The 19699-nt window shown below is 63.1% G+C and carries 14 protein-coding genes and 1 pseudogene; 7 read left to right on the forward strand and 8 right to left on the reverse strand.

The features are described 5' to 3' along the window. Position 1: 1 nt before the first annotated feature. The 8 genes from BM060_RS21195 to zapE form a co-directional block, all read right to left on the reverse strand. Positions 2-4282: a pilus assembly protein gene (locus tag BM060_RS21195; protein WP_074982718.1), complete on the reverse strand. Its 4281-nt coding sequence runs from the start codon at positions 4280-4282 to the stop codon at positions 2-4. Positions 4283-4305: 23 nt separating this feature from the next. Then, complete coding sequence (locus BM060_RS21200; RefSeq protein WP_074982720.1) at positions 4306-4845, reverse strand: pilus assembly PilX family protein; 540 nt, start codon at positions 4843-4845, stop codon at positions 4306-4308. Then, a complete protein-coding gene (locus tag BM060_RS21205) occupies positions 4842-5618 on the reverse strand; it encodes a PilW family protein (protein ID WP_074982721.1) in 777 nt (258 codons plus the stop codon). Before BM060_RS21205 ends, BM060_RS21200 begins: the two co-directional genes overlap by 4 nt. Then, positions 5619-6164, reverse strand: coding sequence for a type IV pilus modification protein PilV (gene pilV / locus BM060_RS21210; protein WP_074982722.1), 546 nt, complete (start codon positions 6162-6164; stop codon positions 5619-5621). It abuts the gene before it with no gap. After that, entirely contained in the window at positions 6161-6664 is a 504-nt protein-coding gene (locus tag BM060_RS21215; protein WP_074982723.1) for a GspH/FimT family pseudopilin, read from the reverse strand. The genes pilV and BM060_RS21215 overlap by 4 nt, the downstream gene beginning before the upstream one ends. Before the next feature lie 993 nt (positions 6665-7657). After that, on the reverse strand, positions 7658-9007 hold the full coding sequence (gene pcaK / locus BM060_RS21220; RefSeq protein WP_074982725.1) for a 4-hydroxybenzoate transporter PcaK: 1350 nt from the start codon (positions 9005-9007) through the stop codon (positions 7658-7660). 178 nt (positions 9008-9185) lie between these two features. Beyond that, positions 9186-10028 carry an IclR family transcriptional regulator domain-containing protein gene (locus BM060_RS21225; RefSeq protein WP_043266799.1) on the reverse strand — a complete coding sequence of 281 codons (843 nt, stop codon included), beginning with the start codon at positions 10026-10028 and terminating at the stop codon, positions 9186-9188. A gap of 268 nt (positions 10029-10296) precedes the next feature. Further along, positions 10297-11367, reverse strand: a complete 1071-nt coding sequence (zapE, locus tag BM060_RS21230; RefSeq protein WP_074982727.1) for a cell division protein ZapE — start codon at positions 11365-11367, stop codon at positions 10297-10299. Between the two features lie 197 nt (positions 11368-11564). On the opposite strand from zapE, the gene BM060_RS21235 reads away from it, so the two are divergent. The 7 genes and pseudogenes from BM060_RS21235 to BM060_RS33160 form a co-directional block, all read left to right on the forward strand. Then, positions 11565-13460: a c-type cytochrome gene (locus tag BM060_RS21235; protein WP_074982729.1), complete on the forward strand. Its 1896-nt coding sequence runs from the start codon at positions 11565-11567 to the stop codon at positions 13458-13460. A gap of 158 nt (positions 13461-13618) precedes the next feature. After that, positions 13619-14773, forward strand: coding sequence for a catalase family protein (locus BM060_RS21240; RefSeq protein WP_074982731.1), 1155 nt, complete (start codon positions 13619-13621; stop codon positions 14771-14773). 60 nt (positions 14774-14833) lie between these two features. Further along, positions 14834-16273 carry an AAA family ATPase gene (locus tag BM060_RS21245; protein WP_074982741.1) on the forward strand — a complete coding sequence of 480 codons (1440 nt, stop codon included), beginning with the start codon at positions 14834-14836 and terminating at the stop codon, positions 16271-16273. Positions 16274-16276: 3 nt separating this feature from the next. After that, the gene (locus BM060_RS32555; RefSeq protein ID WP_135500020.1) at positions 16277-17260 is read left to right on the forward strand and encodes a hypothetical protein; all 984 of its coding nucleotides are present in this window, start codon (positions 16277-16279) and stop codon (positions 17258-17260) included. Positions 17261-17543: 283 nt separating this feature from the next. Continuing rightward, on the forward strand, positions 17544-18041 hold the full coding sequence (locus tag BM060_RS21250; protein WP_074982733.1) for a BRO-N domain-containing protein: 498 nt from the start codon (positions 17544-17546) through the stop codon (positions 18039-18041). Positions 18042-18234: 193 nt separating this feature from the next. Further along, a complete protein-coding gene (locus tag BM060_RS21255) occupies positions 18235-19494 on the forward strand; it encodes a hypothetical protein (protein WP_074982735.1) in 1260 nt (419 codons plus the stop codon). Continuing rightward, a pseudogene (locus BM060_RS33160) lies at positions 19491-19699 on the forward strand (hypothetical protein); the annotation flags it as partial. The gene BM060_RS21255 and the pseudogene BM060_RS33160, both read left to right, overlap by 4 nt.

Here is a 19699-nt window from a genome sequence, read left to right on the forward strand (position 1 = left end):
TTCAGTTGGAATCGCTCGGCAGCACCTGCCAGCTGCGCCGGCCGCTGACCGTGCCGGTGTTGGTGGCCACGCCGTCGAGGGTATTTTCGGAGTTGCCCCAGGTGTAGCCGCCGGACAGGGTGATGTCGCCGCCGTCGGTGACGAAGCCGGATATCGACTCGTAGGTGCCGTCGCTGTTCAGGTCGAAGACGTTGTAGTCGGTCTTGCCGCCGCTCTCCGGGTCCACCGCGTAGACGGTGCCGGACAACCCCGCGGCGCAGGTGCCGGTCTGCGGCGTGGAGCTGGCGAAGATCAGGCTGGAGCCGTACAGCGTCATGTCGTAGATCAGCCGCTCGCCAGTGCGCGGGAAGTCGAAGTACCAGCCCCAGGTGGCGACGTTGGCGTCGGCGGTGTTGCCGCTGCTGTCGTACCAGGTGACGTCGCTCTCGCTCAGGGTGTAGGTGGTGGTGCCGTCGGTGGTGCCGGCGGTCAGCGTCTGCTGTTGCAGGTCGCTGCGCGTCTTGGCCGCGGTCAGCGAGGCGCTGGTGGCTTCGCCGGCGGTCTTGCGGTCCCAGATGCCGTAGACGCTCTGGGTGGCGGTGGAGGTCTTGTCCGAGGTGGTCAGGTAGCGGCCGGTGCCGAAGGCGACGATGTAGCCGGTGCCGCTGGGGTGCTCGACCAGGCTCGGCGCCGCGGTGATCGGCTGGCGCACGTTGCTGGCGTTGCGCGCCACGTATAGCGGATTGCCGCCGAAGGCCACGGCGAACTTGGCGTCGGCGGCGCTGGCGGTGAGCGGGCTGCTGGCGCTGGTGTCGATCAGGTCGAAGCGCCAGAGGTCGCCCAGCAGGTCGCCGGCATAAGCGTAGTCGGCGATGCCGTCGCTGTTCACGTCGGCCACGTAGAGCCGCGACAGGCCGTTGGCCAGGCTGTCGATCGCGCCAGTGTCGGTGGTGGTCAGGCTGGGGGTGGCGGTGATCTTCTTCAGCAGGGTGCCGCTCTGGATGTCGATGATCAGCAGCGAGGCGCTGTTGCTGCCGCTCTCGTAGCCGTTGGGCACCAGGGCCACCCACTTGCCGTCGTGCAGGCGGGCGATGCTGGGCTTGGCGGCGGTGTAGCCGAGGCTGGAGTCGTTGTCGCTGGTGAACTCCCAGAGCAGGCTCGGCGATGCCGGGTCGGTGATGTCCAGGGCGAACACCTCGCGGCCGCCGGCGCCGAGGCTGCCGAGCAGCACCTTGTGCCAGGCCGAGCCGTAGTAGACGTCGGCCACCACCGGGGTGCCGTCGACGAAGTAGCGGTGCTCGGTGCCTTCGTCCTGGCCGTAGTCGCTGGCGGTGAGGATGTTCAGGTTGGCGATCACCGCGCTGGGGATGAAGGCGAACAGCTCGGCCCCGGTGCTGGCGTTGAAGGCGTGCAGCATGCCGTCGTTGGCACCGACGTAGACCGCCGCCGGCTTGGCGGCCTGTTCGCTGGCGTAGGTGGCGTAGCTGGTGCTGCCCTCCAGGGCGTCGGCCCGCGCGGTGATGTAGTCGGCGCCGCTGACCAGCACCGGCGAGGAGTTGACGATGTCGCCGAGCAGCGAGGAACGGCTGCGGAAGCTGGTGTTGCTGCCGCGCAGGAAGTCCACGCGGGTCGAGCCCTTGCTGTCGACCACGCCGGCGGCTGTGCGGTTGAGCGTGGTCTGCTGGGCGCTGCTGAGGTTGGCCCAGGTGAACGAGGTCAGGCTGCCGTTCTTGGCGAAGTAGATGTTGCGGCTGCTGGGCAACTGCGCCGAGGCCTTCCACAGGGTGGTGGTGGTCGTGCTGGTGGCGCCGCTGCTGGAGGTGGTCTTGACCTTCTGCTTCTTGATCAGGTCGCCGGTCCAGTCGCTGGAGCTGAAGTTGGTGCTGTAGACGTAGTCGCCGTCGTCCAGCGACTGCGAGTCCACCGCCACCGCGGTGACCGAGGTGTTGAGCTGGAGGATGTCGTCGAAGGCCGACTTCAGCTGGCTGGCCAGCTTGCTCGGGTTGCTCACCAGGAAGTAGTTGTCCGGGGTGCCGTCGCCGTCGGTATCCCAGGTGCTGAGATCGCTCTTGCCGTACTTGGCGGCGTACCACAGCGGGTCCTGCAGGGTGGTGACGGCGGTGGAGGTGGATGGCGTGAAGGTGCGGGTATGCGAGTCGGAACGCCCGCTGATGCTCGCGCTGTTGTTCGCCAGGCCCGGCAGGTAGCTGCAGTTGGCGTTGGTCGCCGAGCAGTCGCCGGGGTACTTGCCGTCCGGGGTGTCGAGCTTGTAGCGCGTGGTCCCGCTGCCGCCGCCGGTGACCTCCAGGTAGACGCCGTCCTTGGTGGTGCCGGACATGGTGTAGCCCATGTGCGACTCGTAGGAGGCCACCGAATATTCGGTCTTGGAGGTGACCGACACGGTGCCGTCGCTGTTGGCCGTCACCGTGTAGAGCACGATGGCGTCCATGTCGTAGTCGCTGCCCTGGGCCGAGTCGTCGTAGACCACGCGGAAGGTGATGGTGCTGATGTTGCCGCTGCTGTCCTTGGTCAGGGTGTCGATGTAGAAGCCGGTGATCTGGCTGACCACGCCCTGGGTCACGTCCATGCTGAAGGGCACCAGCTTGAGGCTGCCCTTGCTGGTGGTGATCTTGATGTTGGGCAAGGTCGAGGACAGCGCGATGGAGAAGCTCTGCACCTTGTTCGAGCCTGCAGTGGTCAGCACCGTCTGGCTGCCGAAGTAGCTCACCGCGGCGGTGCTGTAGCTGCCCTGGCGCGTCGGTTCCTCGGCCAGGCCGCGGATGCTGGCGAAGCTGCTGGCGGACTTGGCGGTGGGCGCCGAGTCGTTGGTGGTGCCGGAGGATTCGCCGATGTTGACCTTGGCGCTGGCGCCCACCTCCTTGCTCCACAGGGTGGCGCCCAGGGTGGCGAAGTCGAAGCCGATGTCGTCGGTGGGCTTCACGTCGCTGCCCAGGGTGCTGCCGGGCACGTCCGAGTCGTAGCTGGGGTTGATGTCGCTCATCAGCGTCATGAACGGCCGGGTGCACGACGGATAGGTCGAGTAGGGGTTGCTCCAGGTGGATACGCTGGACAACCCGAGCGCGGTGTCGATGCTGCCCGAGGCATAGTTGCTGTTGAGCGCCTTGCCGGCGTAGTAGCGCAGGGCCTCGTAGGCCATCTCGCCCAGGGGGTTGCCCCAGTCCGGGCAACTGCCGTTGGTCAGCGGGTTGAGCAGGGTGCCGCTGCTGCAGCGCTGGTAGTACACCAGGCGGTCGAGGTTGGCGACGATGCCGCTGTTGTTCACGTAGCAGCGCGAGTTCAGGCAGCCGGTGCCGCTGGTGGCGTCGGTGAGGAAGCGCCCGGTGCTGGCGGTGTATTCGTCGCCGAAGCTGGCCGGCGCCTTGCGCAGCACGCCGCCACGCAGGTTGTTGGTATAGGTGCCGGTCATCAGGCCGAAGTACATCTTGTTCGAGGCGCCGTAGTCGTGCAGCACGCCGGTGGGCTTGTAGACGCTGCCGTACTGCACGCAGTTGCTTTCCAGCAGGCCGCTGACGCAGGCCTGCACGCGCACGGTCATGTCCGGGCTGGGGGTGACGCTGGTGCTGGAGGAAATGGTGTTGGTGGCCTGCGGGTCCTCCCGCGAAACCCAGTTCCAGATGCGGTAGCTGGTATTGCTGATCACCCGCAGCTTGGGCACGGCGCTGCTGCTGTAGCCGGTCAGCGTGGACGTGCCGCTGGCCGGCCGCGAGGTGTTGGCGAAGAGGATGTACTTGCTGCTGTCCGGGACGCTCAGCGGCGCGTAGTCGGCGATGTTGTAGCCGTCGCGGGCGACGCTCTTGTATTCCTTGCCCCAACTGTGCGCGTCGTTGGGGATGAAGGCGCGCTCCAGCACCGTGGCGGTGGCGCTGTCGGTGGAGCGGTAGCCGCCGTAGAGCACCTTGCGCAGCACGTCCAGGCGCGACATGGTCAGGTAGTTGAGGAAGTCGCCGCTCCACTGGCTGCTGCATTTCTTGGTGCTGGTGACGCTCTTCGGGACGAAGACGTTGTTGCTGCTGTCGTAGCTGTAGCACTTGTACGAGTCGAAATAGCCGGTGTAGTCGATGCTCGGCTTGTAGTAGATGTCCAACTGGCCGTCGCCGTCGATGTCCGAGGCGTCGTTGTAGGCCGGGAAATAGAGCTTCTGGTCGCGGCCGACCACCAGCATGTTCATCGGCGGCGCGATGTTGCTGACGAACAGCGGCGTCTGCGCCAGCACCGAGGCCCGGGCGCCGGCGCACAGCAGGCAGGACAGCAGGAACAGCGCCAGCATGCGCAGCGGTTTCATGGCGGGGAGCCTCCTTGCGGGCCTCATGGGATCACCAGCGCGGTGCTGGAGCGCAGGCACAGGGTATTGGCGGCGCAGCCGGTGGCGCTGTCGCTGTCCTTGTAGGCCTGGGCGTTGACTTCGTAGTAATAGGTGCAACCGGACTGGCCCTTGGACAGGTAGGCGTTGGCGCTGCCGCCGGAGCCGCCCTTGCAGCTGTTGCCGATGTAGCGCAAGTACCAGCGCGCGTTGCGCGGCAGGCTGGTGGCGCCGTCCAGCCCGGTATAGGCCGTGGCGCCGGAGAAGTCCGCGGCATAGCTGCTGGCCAGGCCGGTATAGCAGGGGCTGGACGACGAGCAGGCCTCCAGCGCGCGGCTGCTCTCGCTCACCCTGCCCTCGCCTTCGCGCAGCGCCGACTCGGCGGCGCTGGTCAGCCGTTGCAGTTCCAGGCGGTTGCCGGTCATCCGCCCTTCCAACTGCATCTCGCGCATGCCGCCGACCGCCAGCAGGGTCAGCACCAGCAGCATCACCAGGGCGACGAACAGCACGGCGCCGCGCTGCCGCCCATGCACGGGAATACTCATGGCATCAGGTTCCTCAACATGCTGCTGCCGCTGACGATGCGCCGCAGGGTGCCGTCGCCGTCGGTGCAGGCGCTGCCGCCGCTCAGGGTCGTCCAGTCGGCGCAGGTGGTGGTGCTCATGCCGCCGGTCAGGTTGCTCCCGCTGCTGGCCAGCAGCAGCGTGTAGCGTAGGCTGCGCACGGTCTGCGCGCTGCCCGGGCTGGCGACGTACTTGGCGACCTGGCGGGCGTTCTCGTCGGTGCCGGTGTCCACGCCGTAGTCGAAGTGCACCGCCGCCACGTTGTCGGCCAGCACGCTGCCGTTGCAGCTGAGCTGGCCGCTGGCCAGGCCGATCTTCTCCACCACGTCGTTGCTCGGGCTGAAGGTCGCGTAGGGCGTGGTCAGCCCCGGCACGCTCGCCAGGGAGGCGCCGGTGCAGTCGGTGTCGGTGGCGTCGCGCGGCTGGTAGCGCAGGCACAGGGTGTTGGCGTCCACCCGCACCAGCGCCTGGCCGGCGGCGAAGCTGCAGCCGTTCGTGCTCTGCGCCGGAAAGGCGGTGCTCATGCGCGCCGACGGCTGGCGCCGGTAGCCGGCCCGGGACAGGCGCGCGTCCAGCACCTGCTGCAGGTAGCGGGCGTTGTCGAGGTTCTCGGACTGGCCGGCGAAGTAGCGGGTGCGGGTGCTGCCGTCGAGGTACATCTGGGTGACGCCCAGTATCAGGAACAGGCCGAGGGTCATGGCCACCATCAGCTCGACCAGCGAGAGGCCGGCCTGGCGGCGGGAATGGGCGGGCATTCAGGGCTCCTCGCGCAGCACGTAGTGGCAGATGGTCGGGTCGCTGCCGGGGCTGGCCTCCAGGCACTCGCCGGACTTCACCCGCCAGGCGAGCTGGATCTCGATGGCCGAGCCAGTGCCGCTGCAGGTGCTGGCGCCGTTGCTGCGGCAGATGTGGAAGTCGCTGCTCATCAGGCTGGCGGCATCGGGCAGCGCCTGCTGCACCCGCTGCGCCCAGCAACCCAGGCGCTGCGAAGCGCTCAGCGCAGCCAGCGAGGCGCAACTGCTCGGCGCCGCCGGGAAGGCGCTGCCGGTGGCCTTGTAGTAGTCGGAGCTGGCCGGCGGCGTCAGCGGCGTGCCGGCGTCCTGGGCGGAATAGAGGTCGGTGCGGATGGTCTCCATCAGCTCGTCGGCCAGGGCTGCCGCCGTGCCGCGCACCGCCATGTCCTGGGAATAGGCGATCGCCCTGCCCTGCATGGCGAGCATGCCCAGCACGCCGACGCAGATCACCAGCAGCGCCACCAGCACTTCGATCAGGCTGAAGCCGGCCAGGCCACGGCGCGTCATTGGCTGCTCCCCGAGCCAAAGCTCATGTAACCCGAAGCGGCGACCTTGATGCTGTAGCTGCTGCCGCTCTTGCTGCCGCTGAGGCTCAGGCTGGCCACCGCGGCGCTGCCGTCGGCATGGAAGGTCAGCGCGCTGACGCTGCTGCTGATGCCGATGCTGGTGGGCAAGCTGAGGCGCTGCGACACCAGGCTGGAATCGAGCGAGGCGCAACTGCTGGCGCGCAGCAGCAGCCACTCGTAGGCGCTGCCGTTCTGGCACAGGCTGGTGGCGGTGCGCGTGCTCACGGCATCGGCGCGGGCGGCCTGGAGCAGGCGGTAGAGCGCCGAGGCGGAAGACTTCACCCGGCTGGACTCGATCAGCGAACCGAAGGCCGGCACGGCGATGCTGGCGAAGATCGCCACCAGGGCGACGACCACCATCAACTCGATCAGGGTGAAAGCGCGCTGACCCTCGGCCCCCTCCTTGGGCGCAGGTCTGCGCGGGTGAACGAAAAAGCTCATGGCCCGAACCGCTCGAACGACAGTTGCGTGAAACCCCGGCCGAGGGCCGGGATGCGATGGGCCTATTGTCGGGCCAGCGTTAGCGGCGGCATGTGTCCTTAATTTTTCATCGGCGATACATTCGCTACCGCTCGCAGGTGGGGGGCGACCGCTCGTCTGGTGTCATCTTTGGGGGCGGAAGAGGATGGCTCTTCGTAGGAGCGAGCTTGCTCGCGAACAATGGTTACCGGTGACGTAGGTGTTGGGTTCAAGAGCACCCTCACCCCAGCCCTCTCCCGCAAGCGGGAGAGGGGGCTGTCCTGAGTGAGGGGAAAACTCAGAGTCATCCTGATACTCCCATCTCCCCCTCGTCATTCCCGCGAACGCGGGACGCGGCTCCATCGCGAACAGCGCTTGCGCTGGCCCGAAGGGGAATAATCCAGTGACTGCGGGGTTCGCGAGCAAGCTCGCTCCTACGAAGAGCAAAAGCAAAAGCGCGTTCGCTCTTGCTTTTGGACTTCCAGAGAAACCTCCGCGCACTCCGAAACGCCCTTCAGAAGGCCGAACGAAACCCCCGCTCAGGAGGTCATGCGACATGGATGTCGCGAGAGCCCCGTGGGCTACAGGGACGTACCCTCGGGGCGGGCCTCCGTGGCGGGGGAATTCGTGAGGGTAGCCCGACTCTGTCGGGCCCGTATGTTGGGGCAAGCCTTTTTGGGTCCTTTTGTGGCGTTTGACAAAAGGGACTCGCCCGAGGGGGCGAAACGAGAGACATCCGAACACTCGGAGCGGCGCGGTACACCGAGCAAGAAGGCAGCTGGGTTCCCGCGTTCGCGGGAATGACGAGGTGAGGTTAGGGGTGGGAGGATGGCGCCTGACCGACGCGTCGCTCAGGACAGCCCCCTCTCCCTTCAGGGAGAGGGTTGGGGAGAGGGAGCGGAGTTCCCCCCGAAACACCAATGCAGCCGGGAAATGCCATTCGCGAGCAAGCTCGCTCCTACAGTCCCCCCGGCCTCAAGTCGCATCAGCGTGACTAACCACCCCCTTGATCACCACCGCCACACTGGCAATCGCCGCCGGCACCACCAGGGCAGTGAGCACCTGCTCGAAGTTCCACCCCAACCCCAGCAGGGTAGCCCCGATCCAGGCCCCGAGGATGGCACCAAAGCGACCAATGCCAAGCATCCACGACACCCCGGTGGCGCGCCCCTGGGTCGGATAGAAGCGCGCCGCCAGCGAAGGCATCGCCGACTGCGCACCGTTCACACACATGCCCGCGGCCAACACCAGGCCCGCCAGCAGACCGAGGGTGCCCAGGCTCTGCCCCACGCAGTAGGCGAAGACACCAGCCAGGCAGTAGAAGATGCCGATCACCTTGTGCGGATTGAAGCGGTCCATGGCCCAGCCCACCGCCACCGAGCTGAGCACCCCGCCGAGCTGGAACAGCGCGCCGATGAAAGCCGCCTGCTCCAGGCTGGCGCCGCTGTCGCGCATCAGGGTGGGCAGCCAGCTGGTGAGCAGGTAGACGATCACCAGGCCCATGAAGTAGGTCAGCCACAGCAGCAGGGTGCCGGCGCTGTAGCGGCCGGCGAACACCACCTTGAGCACGTTGCCGCTGGGCGCGCTGCCCTGCTCCGGCACGCTGAAGCCGCCGGCCATGGCCACCTCGGCCGGGGCTATCGGTGCCAGCGCCTTGCGCACGCGCGCATCGCCGCGGTTGCGCACCACCAGGAAGCGCGCCGATTCCGGCAGCCACAGCAGCAGTACCAGGGCCAGTACCAGCGGCAGCACGCCGCCAAGCAGCAGCAGGCTGTGCCAGCCGAAGGCCGGGATCAGCTTGGCGGAGATGAAGCCGCCGCCGGCCATGCCCAGGTTGAAGCCGCAGAACATGCTGGTGACCAGCAGCGACTTGAGACGTTCGGGGGTGTACTCGGCGAGCAGCGTGGTGGCGTTGGGCATGGCCGCGCCCAGGCCGACGCCGGTGAGCAGGCGCAGCACCAGCAGTTGGTCGAGGTTGGCGCTGAAGGCGCAGAGCACGCTGAACAGGCCGAACAGGAACACCGCCGCCACCAGCACGACCTTGCGCCCGAAGCGGTCGGCCAGCGGGCCGGAGCCCAGGGCGCCGAAGACCATGCCGATCAGCGCGGCGCTCATCACCGGGCCGAGGCTGGCGCGGTCGATGCCCCAGTCCTGGGTCAGCGCCGGGGCGATGAAGCCCATGGCGGCGGTATCGAGGCCGTCGAGGAAGACGATGAGGAAGCACAGCAGGACGATGCGGTACTGGTACGCCGACAGCGGCTGGGCATTGATGAAGGACTGGACGTCCAGGGTGCCGGTGGACGGCAGGGTGGCGGAACGGGTCATGCGGCGATTCCTGCAGGCGGACAGGAATGAGAGCGCCACCGGGGCGTGGACCGGCGGCCGTCACTCATTGTTGTTATTCGATGCCCTCGCGGGCGGACGGCCCACAGTACGAATTGCCTGTCAGAGCTTCAATTCGATAATCGCCATTGCGGGCGGTTATCGACCACAACCCTGGTGCTCAGTGGAACAGCCGCGTGCTCAGCTCCCGGCTGGCCTCCAGCAGCACCGGCAGGAAGCGCGTCTCCAGCTCCTGGCGCGACACCCGGCCGACGTGGGTGCCGACGTTCAGCGCCGCCAGCACCTGGCCGGCGGAATCCTTCAGCGGCACCGCCACCGAGCGCAGGCCCATCTCCAGCTCCTGGTCGATGATCACCCAGCCCTGCCGGCGGATCTCGGCGATGCTCGCGCGCAGGCCCTCCGGGGTGCACACGGTGCGGCTGGTCTTCACCTGCAGGTCGGCGTGGGCCAGGTAGTCCTCCAGGGCCTGGTCGTCGAGCCCGGCGAGCAGGATGCGGCCCATGGACGTGCAGTAGGCCGGCAGCCGGCTGCCCACGCTGAGGTCCACCGAGATCAGCCGCTGCGGCGTGGCCGAGCGGGCGATGTAGAGAATCTCGTCACCCTCCAGGGTGGCCATGGAGCAGGCCTCGCGCAGCTGCTCGCTGACGCGGTCCAGCAGCGGCTGCGCGGTGACCGCCAGCGGCGTCGAGGACAGGTAGGCGTGGCCGAGGGTCAGCACCTTGGGCAGCAGCGAATAGGTGCGCCCGTCGGTGGTCACGTAGCCCAGCTTCATCAGCGTGTGCAGGCAACGGCGCACGGCGGCGCGGGGAATCTCGGTGCGGTGGCTGACCTGGGCGATGGTCAGGTGGCGCTTGCGCTCCTGGAACGCATGGATCACCGCCAGGCCGCGGGCCAGCGAGGTCATGAAGTTGGGGTCGCCGGTGAAGGCCTCGATGCGCTTGGCCGGCGAAGCGACGATGGGCGGGGCCAGGGTGGCCTGGCTGGCGGAATGTTCGTCGGTCATGGCGAGGTCCTGTTGGCGGCGGATTCGGCCGATTATCGAAGCGTCGGGCGATAATCGCAAATGAGATCGGGCGATAATCGCCCAGACCTGCAGAAGGGCAGTCCGGGCCGGGTCCGAGGTGGGTCATGCCAAGGTCAGGCGGCGGATAACCGCGAACGGTTATCCGCCCTACGCCAATGGCCGACCTGTGCGTAGGGCGTACAACCGTTCGCGGTTGTACGCCGATACACCAGGCACACCCGCCCCTCCGGGGCTGGGCCCGAATCCCCTACAACGGCTCCAGCTTCAACTGCCGCAAGCGGCTCAAGGTCCGCCCGAAGTCGATGGCGGTGCCACCTTCGGCCAGGCGCTCCAGCGACACGCTGGCGAACAGCTGCAGGCGCAGCTGGCGGTCGTAGGCGATGTCGATGAAGTTGAGGAAGCGCATGCTCACGTCCGGCGGGTAGTCGCCCAGCGGGCCCAGGCCGCTGACCGCCATGCGCGGGAAGTGCTCGATCAGCCACAGGTAGTCGGCCGCCGAGCGCGGGCGTTCGAACAGCTCGCTGAAGTCGAGCCAGGCGCGGCCCTCCTCCAGGGCGTGGATGCGCAGCGGGTGGTGGTTGACGTCCAGCACCTGGTCGAACTGCGCCGCGTCGTCCAGGCCCAGACGCTGGCCGATCAGTTCCAGGTCGTCGGCGCGCGCCGGCCACAGGTAGCTGCCCCAGTTCTCCAGGGGCGTGGCGCGCAGGCGATAGTCCTCGCCTCCATCCAGCGGCACCACGTCGAAGCGCTTCTCGATCAGCTCGATGGCCGGGCGGAAGCGCTCGCGGTACAGCGGGTTGGGGCACAGGCCCTCGGGCTCGTAGTTGGAGGTGCAGACCATGCCCACGCCCTCCTCCACCAGCACCTTGAGCATGCGCCCGAGCAGCATGGCGTCGCCGATGTCGTGCACGTGGAACTCGTCGAAGCACAGCAGCCGCGTCTGCGCGGCGATGTCGCGGGCCGCCCGCGCCAGGGGGTCGGCCTGGCCGGCGAAGGCCATCATGCGTTGCTGCAGCTCCTGCAGGAAGGCGTGGAAATGCACGCGGCGCTTGGCCTGCAGCGGCGCCGCGGCATAGAAGCAGTCCATCACGAAACTCTTGCCGCGGCCCACGCTGCCCCACAGGTACACGCCCGCGGGCGGCTTGCGCAGCCAGGAGCGGCGGCCGCCGAGGAAGCCGTCCAGCCAGTCGGCCAGGTGCTCGATGGCGGCCAGTTGCGAGCCGTCGGCGCTGTAGCCGCGCTCGTCCAGGGCCACGCGGAAGTGCCGCAGCACCCGCGTGGCCACCGATTCGTCGTCGAGGGAATGGTCGGAACTCAAGACACACCTTTCGACATCACCGACAGTGATGTCCCTTGCAAAACGGCGGATAAACCGCGGACGGACCTGGCCTGTGCCCGCCACCGGATGGCAGGGTGGCAGGCAAAAACCCTGGCTTGTGTGCGGCATCACCTTGCCAACCGGTGCCGGTATTGGCATAACGATGGCCCCGGGCCTCAAGAAACAAGGAAGTTGCGATGCGCATAATCGGACGGATCATACTCGCTATCGTCCTATTGCTCCTGCTCGTGGGGGGCGTGCTGCTGTGGTACGTCGCCCACCCCAACGTGCCGCAGTACACCGCGCCCGACAAGCTCAACCTCCTCCCGCAATGGGACCAGCAGGCCCGCGAGCACTACTACTACACGCCCCAGGGCACCCAGGTGAAGGGCCTGCTCTACGACTGGTTCATCCACCTGCGCCAGCCCTTCTCCAGCGAGAAATTCGCCGACCCGGCCAACCTCGCCCGCTACGGCTTCCTCATCGACCCCGAGCAGCTCAAGCCGGCGAAGGAGCGCAAGCTCGACCCCAACAACCCCGGCAACCTGCCGGTGGGCTTCGCCCGCCACCGCAACGGCCAGAACGGCCCGGAATACCTCGACATCACCTGCTCCGCCTGCCACACCGGCGAGCTGCGCTACAACGGCCAGGCCGTGCGCATCGACGGCGGCGCGGCCATGCACTCCATCGCCTCCACCGTGCCCACCGTGCGCGGCGGCGCCTTCGGCCAAGCGCTGGGCATGAGCATGCTGTTCACCTACATCAACCCCTGGAAGTTCGACCGCTTCGCCGAAGACGTGCTGGGCAAGAACCCCGATAAACAGGCCAAGGCCGAACTGCGCGCCGGCTTCAAGGACGTGCTCGGCACCCTGCTGGGCACAGCCTGGAACGACACCCGCCGGCGCCTCTACCCCACCGAAGAAGGCCCCGGCCGCGCCGACGCCTTCGGGCGCATCGCCAACGGCGTGTTCGGCGACCACATCAGCGCCGACAACTACCGCGTGGCCAACGCCCCGGTGAACTACCCGCAGCTGTGGGACATCTGGAAGTTCGACTGGGTGCAGTGGAACGGCTCGGCCATGCAGCCCATGGCCCGCAACATCGGCGAAGCCCTGGGCGTGGGCGCCACCCTCGGCCTGCTCGACGCCGACGGCCAGCCGGTGCTGGGCGACGCGCGCTACGCCTCCAGCGTGCGGGTGCAGGACCTGCATTCCCTGGAAGAAGGCCTCAAGACCCTCAAGCCGCCAGCCTGGCCGGAGCAGGTGTTCGGCGCCATCGACCTCAAGCGCGCCTCCCAGGGCCGCGCGCTGTTCCGTGAGAACTGCCAGCGCTGCCACGGCCCCCACGTGGTGGAACCGGACCAGCGCCTGGCCCCCGCGCGCGACCCGGAATGGAAGATGAGCATGATCCCCACCACGGTGATCGGCACCGACCCGACCACCGCGGACAACATCGCCAACCACACCTACGACCTCACCCCGCTGAAATGGCAGCTCGACGAGCTGAACAAGCTCAACGTGGTGCTGATGCCGCCGCCCAGCCAGCCGCTGGACCTGTCCAAACTCTCCGCCGCCAAGGGCCTGGCCTACATCACCGCTTACGTCGAGCAGCGCGCCTACAAGGACGCCGACATCGGCCCCGAGGAGCAGAAGCGCATGAACGGCTACGGCCTGGAGATCGGCGTGCGCGAACTGGCCGCCTACAAGGCCCGCCCGCTGGACGGCATCTGGGCCACCCCGCCGTTCCTGCACAACGGCTCGGTGCCCAACCTGTTCCAGTTGCTCTCGCCGGTGGCCGAGCGCGACACCCAGTTCTACGTCGGCACCTTCGACTTCGACCCGAAATTCGTCGGCTACCGCACTGAACGCTTCCCCGGCGGCTTCCTGTACAAGACCAGCGTCACCGGCAACAGCAACCGCGGCCACGAATTCCGCGACGGCTGCCGCAAGGACGGCGCCATCGGCCGCGCCCTCAGCCCGGACGAACGCTGGGCGCTGGTGGAATACCTGAAGGTCCTGGGCAACCCGGCCTACGAAAGCCGCCTGACCGACGAACCCACCCCACCCTGGACCCCGGGCCCGAAATGCGAGTGATGCCCGAGCGGAGCTGACCGGCTGACGGTGTAGCCCCGCCCCACTCCGAACAGTCCCCTCTCCCTTCAGGGAGAGGGTTAGGGAGAGGGCAAAAACTCCCCGCACACTCGACCCCCACAGAAGAAAACCAAGAAAGCCCCCCGCAAAGGACCGCCCCCATGCGCGCACTGCTCACCCGGATCTGGAACCTCCTCGGCAAATGGGTGGCGCTGCCTATCCTCTGCCTGGCCCTGCTCGGCCTCGTCGGCCTGGGCATCGGCTGGGTGTACTACAGCATCAAGTTCAGCGGCCCGGTCTCGACCCAGGAACAGATCCCGGCGGACGAAGCCCAGCAGACCCAGGCCATCATCGAAGACGCCATCCGCATCGTCGAACAGCACCGCGACAACACCCGCGTACTGCGCGACGCCCACGCCAAGGCCCACGGCTGCGTGAAGGCCGAAGTCACCGTCAACCCCAACCTGCCCGCCGACCTGCGCCAGGGCGTGTTCGCCCAGCCGGGCAAGGTATGGAACGCCTGGGTGCGCTTCTCCAACGGCAACGCCTACCCGCAGCAGGACAGCGCCAACGACGCCCGCGGCATGGCCATCAAGCTGCTCGACGTGCCCGGCGCCAAACTGATGCCCGGCAAGGGCCACGACGGCGAGCAGGACTTCGTCATGTTCAACCATCCGGTGTTCTTCGTCCGCGACGTGGCCGAATACCGGCAGAACTTCAACGCCCAGGCCAACGGCCAGAAGATCCTCGCCTTCTTCCCCAGCTGGAAGCCCAACACCTGGGAAATCCGCCACCTGCTGATCGCCCTGCAAACCCTAGCCCCCGCCCCGGCCAGCCCGCTGCAGGCCAGCTACTTCGGCATAGCCCCGTACAAGCTCGGCGAGCAGAACAACATCAAATTCCGCAGCGTCCCCGCCCCGGGCGCCTGCCCCAGCTACCAGTTGCCCAAGCTCAACGAAAAACTGCCGAACTTCCTGCGCACCGCGCTCTACCAGCAGCTCTCGATAGACCGAGTCCCGGCCTGCTTCGCGCTACAAGTGCAAAAACAGGACGCCAACAAGTACATGCCCATCGAAGACACCAGCGTGGAATGGAAAGAAAAGGACTCCCCCTTCCAGACCGTCGCCCTGGTCAGCATCCCCCCGCAGGACTTCGACAGCCGCGACCAGAACCTGATGTGCGACAACCTCTCCTTCAACCCCTGGCACGCACTGCCGGAGCATCGGCCGATTGGTGGGATCAACCGGTTAAGGAAGGCGGTTTATGAGGCGGTGAGTGTTTATCGGCATGAGAGGAATGGGACATCAGCTAATTAACTCGTATCGTCAAAGATGCACGATCAAAATCGTAACCATGCCAACTTTAAGGAAAAACACGTGTTTGAAAGAATCTCAATAGAAAACTTCAAAAGCTTCTTGGAAAAACAAGAAATAAATCTAGCACCTATAACTCTAATTTACGGACCAAATTCATCAGGAAAAAGCTCAATAATTCAAACACTGGTACTATTAAAGCAATCACTGACTCGTCCTAGCGAGCAAGGAGGGCTTGTATCAAATGGAGAATACATAGACCTCGGCAACTATGTATCAATGATCAACGGCCATGACAAAGAGAAAGATCTAAACTTTACCCTCCATTACAAACCCAAAAAAAGACAAAATGAAGGAACTGGCCTGAGATATTTATTTGGTAGCGCCCACGAAAGGGAATACGCCCTCACATACTCATTATCAGGAAAAAATTGCCAAAACCAAAATGAAGAATTCACATATCTCAAAAGAATAAACACTAAGGTAAAGTCAAAAGAAAACAGAAACCTTATCGAATTAAACCTTATATCCGCCCTTGCAAAAAGAGACTCCGGGGAATTCAGATCAAGATCTGCACTAGCCAAAAAATATATTTTCGTCGACGAAAAGAGCCGAGACGAAGTCTCTTCATTTATAATTAAAAAAGTCGATGCAACAAACAATGCTGCAATGCAAAACAAAATAATAAAAGAGTTCAATGACATAAGTTTTAGTAGCGACCTTAGCTTTGCAACCCCTTCATCCACTGACCTTGAAGGAACTCTTGCAGAAAAGAAGAAGCAAAGTCTCGCCGTAGCAGTAACCAATATAATGCTCAGCGAGCTTTCAAAGGAGCTACAGGAAAAATTTAACGCAATATCTTATCTTGGTCCACTGCGCAGCCATCCAAGTCGTTTTTATGCACCAAAAGGAGATCAAAGTGGAACTGTAGGCAAGGCAGGTGAACACGCTGCTCGCCTTATATATGAGAAGTCACCAGAAATAACAGAGACAATCAACAGATGGTTCAAAGAATTCGAAATCCCATACTCTCTCTCCGTTAAAAGCATTGGAACGGATATCTCAGGTTCTGTTATATGCTTGCAACTTGAAGACCATCGCACAGGTGTGATCGTAGGTCCCTCGGATGTAGGATTTGGCATAGGGCAACTTCTTCCAATAATCGTCGAAGGAATTGTCAGAACCGAAAGCACTATATGCGTAGAACAACCAGAAATTCATCTACACCCTAAATTACAGGCCAACCTAGCAAACTTCATAATAGAGACATCTACAAACAATCAATGGATTATAGAAACACATAGTGAAGCGCTACTTTTGAGAATCCAGAAAAAAATCAGAACCGGGAAAATTTCTCCAGACAAAATATCAATCATCTATGTAGAGCCAACAAAGTTAGGCGGAAGCATTTTAACAATACCACTTGATAAAGATGGTGACTTTACCAAAGAGTGGCCAGAAGGGTTCTTTGAAGAAAGGTTTAACGAGACCTTCGGAGATTAAGAAATGCTAACAAAATTCTCCCTAGACCAAGACCTCTTTAGTTCACAGCATCTTTTAGACGAGACATTAAGCGTTGTACATGAGTATATTTTAGAAAACTGGAACCACTACGGAATACTAATATTCCAAAAAGGTAGCGAGTTAGAATATAGAAAAAAAATCAAAGATCTTCCTGCAAAATTCCAAAACAAATGGCTCACGGCCTTAAGCCACTCACCTAAACAGGAACTTAACTCCACTTGGAATCCCTACATAAGCTACAAAGACTTCGACAGTATCTGCACACTATCTAGCATATTTGAAACAGGCATCACCGAAGATACAATAAGCGCTGAACTATGCAACAATAAGTCAACTTCCAGATTCAAAGAAAATCCTCCCTTTGAGATTTTGGGAACAGGGGCAGTATCTGAGTCAGTAAATTTCACCGAATCAAGAAAAGCCGCTACTACTGACATTGCAGCCGGCACTCCTATAGAAGACATCTGGATTAAACGCTTTAGCGCGTTAGCAAAAATCGCCAAGAATATTATTATTTGCGACAGATATATATTCAAAAGAACCCTTGAAGATACAGCTAAAGGTTACGTCTCAACAAGCATTAAGAAATTCATATCACTACTTGACAATAGCACAGAGCCCTACAACATAACCATAATATCCGACGGCAACACAAAGAATAGCCAAACACATTACGAAGTTACGAACTATTTCGAACAAAAAATCCTAAGCAGCCCCCCATTGAAAACAAAAATCAAAAGCCTGAACATAATATCATGCAATGAACTTGACTTCCAAAAAACAGCACACGATCGATTCATAAGACTTGACAGCCACGTCTATCAGATTGGTATTGGGATGATGATATTCGAGAGGCACGAAATCCCAACCACATCCTTCACTATAAAAAGAAAAGAGCTATGCCAAACGACAACAACAGAAACTTACTTGCGGCAAAATAGAGAATGGCAGAAGACTTGGAGTTAAGCTTTATACAATTGACACTTCATTACTAACTCCTTAACCTTGCACTGTCTTGCAATTCGTCAAGGCCGGGTTTAGCAGCCCGAACTCACTAGAAGCGGAAACGCTTGGCGTTCTTTCGGTGATGTCATTCGCCCAAAGAAATCCGATATGGCGGGCCGCATGGGGAGACCTTCGGGTCTGCCGGCTTCTAGTGGTCGGTCTGCTAACCCTGTGCGGTTCCGCCTCCATCCGATTAGCAGCGGTTGGTCGCGGTCCTAAACTCACTAGAGAAAGGATCACTTCCATGGACGAATCCACCCTCCCCACCCCGCTCTACTTCTTCCACAAGCACCGCACCCTCCGCGCCCTGTTGCTCGACGACCAGGTCTGGTTCGTGCTGGACGATCTGCGCCGGTTGATCGGCCATCCCAGCTGCGAACGGTTGGCCAGGCGCCTGGAGGATGATCAGTTGTGCACGCAGTGGCTGCGCCTGGACGATGGCGGCAGCCTGGAACGGCTGTTGGTCAGCGAGTCTGGTGTTTATGCGTTGTTGTTCCATTTCGCCCATGCCGATCTGGGTGGGTTGCGGCGCTGGATCAGTACGCAGGTGGTGCCGGAGGTGCGTTGTCAGGGCGGCGATGGCGGGCCGCGGCAGTTGTGCCTGAGTTGGGGGCGGCAGGGTGTGCGGGTGCTAGATTGGCAGGGGCAGTTGTGGGTGAACATGACGGAGTTGCCGCGGGTGGTGCGGGGGTCTGCCGAGGTGCGGGCGGGTTGGCGGGAGTGGGCTCGGCGGTTGAGGTAAGGCTTACACAGAGCGCGATGCCCATTGCGGGCTAGTGCTCACACCAGCCTGAGTGCTACCGACGCCATATATGCTGATCGAACGGAAAACTCCCACAAGCAGCTAGTCCGGTCCTAGGAATCCGTCCGACATTCAACGCTCGATCGCTTGTCTAGCTTGGCCCGCTTCACCCCGGCCAAGCAGGGCAGCAAGCATGAGTGCGGATGATTTCCGAGCAGCCGCCTACCCCTTCGACCGCAGTTGGGCCCCTGAGCCCGACTGGAAGCCTTCCAGCGACTGGCACACCGACCGCAGCTGGGCACCGGACAAGGGCTGGAGCCGCTTCACCGAACCACCCAGGCGCCGCCAGGACAACGGCGGCGCCTCCTTCGTGGCCTGGGAGCCCAAGCCCGAACGCGTACCCGAGGTCGACCAGCCACCATCCGGCCTGTTCAAGCGCCCGGCCAAGCTGGAGCCCGGCTTCCATATCGTGCAGCGCAGCATGAGCTTCGAGCAGTTGCTGGCGCACCTCTTCCTCGAAAAGGCCCATTCCTACCTCATCAGCCGCCTCAAGGCGCTCAACCCCACTCATGCCCAGGGTTTCAAGGCCGGGGAAATCTTCGTGATCGGCGACCTGCTCAACCCCACCGCCTGCCTGCGCGAAGAAGCCGAGCTGATGGTCGCCGCCGCCCAGGTACGCACGGCCCTGGAACCGCTGAGCGAGGAGGAAGCGGATTTCATGGTCAGGCACCAGGCCGAGATCGCCAACATCCTCGGCGGCGCCGGCACCTCGCTGGGGCTGACCAAGGACGTGCTGGACAAGGGCCTGCGGCAGATCGGCGAAACCCTGCGCGACATCGAATACCTGCACCAGACCGAATTCGCCACCCACGGCCATCTGCGCAGCCATAACTTCTTCGTCAGCCGCCGCCAGCTGCTCACCCACCTGGACTCCCAGCTCAAAGCCACCTTCATGAACAAGCAACTCAACCTCGGCCACCACCCCCTGCTGCGCCGCGACCTGGGCATTTCCACCCGCAGCCTGGTCCACCACTGGAGCCGCTCTGGCGCCCCCGGACAGATTCCCGGCTATGCCACACATATCGAGGAGGTGGCCAAGGCGGCGCGATATCTGAAGTACGGCGGCTATATCGGCATTGGCTTTGGGGCTACTGCGTCCGCACTGAAAGTGCAGGAGGTGTGTCGGGCTGGTGATACCGAGCAATGCAAGAAGGTTCGGTTTACCGAGACAGGAGGTTTCGTTGGCGGTTTGACCGGGGGAGCCGCCGCCGGCTGGCTGCTCTCCGGGGGGACAGCAGGTTCGGTCTGCACTGCCCTCGGGATTGCAGGTGGAGTTGGCGGTGTCGTTTGCGGCCTAGTGGTAGTAGGCGCTGCAAGTTACGCAGGCGGCAAAGGCGGCGAATGGGCGGGCGAGATTGCAGGGGAAAAAATATATGAAAGGAGCCGACCATGAATTTCGGTATGTGGTTTGATTCCTGGCCCTTGGATGTGCAAATTGCTTGTCTTCTTTCTCCTTTCGTAATCTTGCTGTCCGGCGCAGCGGTCCTGGCCTATACAACGCACCGCCACTATGAGCGGATCCTCGCTGCGTTTCCCAATAGTCCTGGCGTCAATAATTACAACCGAATATGGGCGGGCTCCAGTTTCCGCTCGCGCTG

This window comes from Pseudomonas citronellolis (assembly GCF_900112375.1).
GTDB lineage: Bacteria > Pseudomonadota > Gammaproteobacteria > Pseudomonadales > Pseudomonadaceae > Pseudomonas > Pseudomonas citronellolis.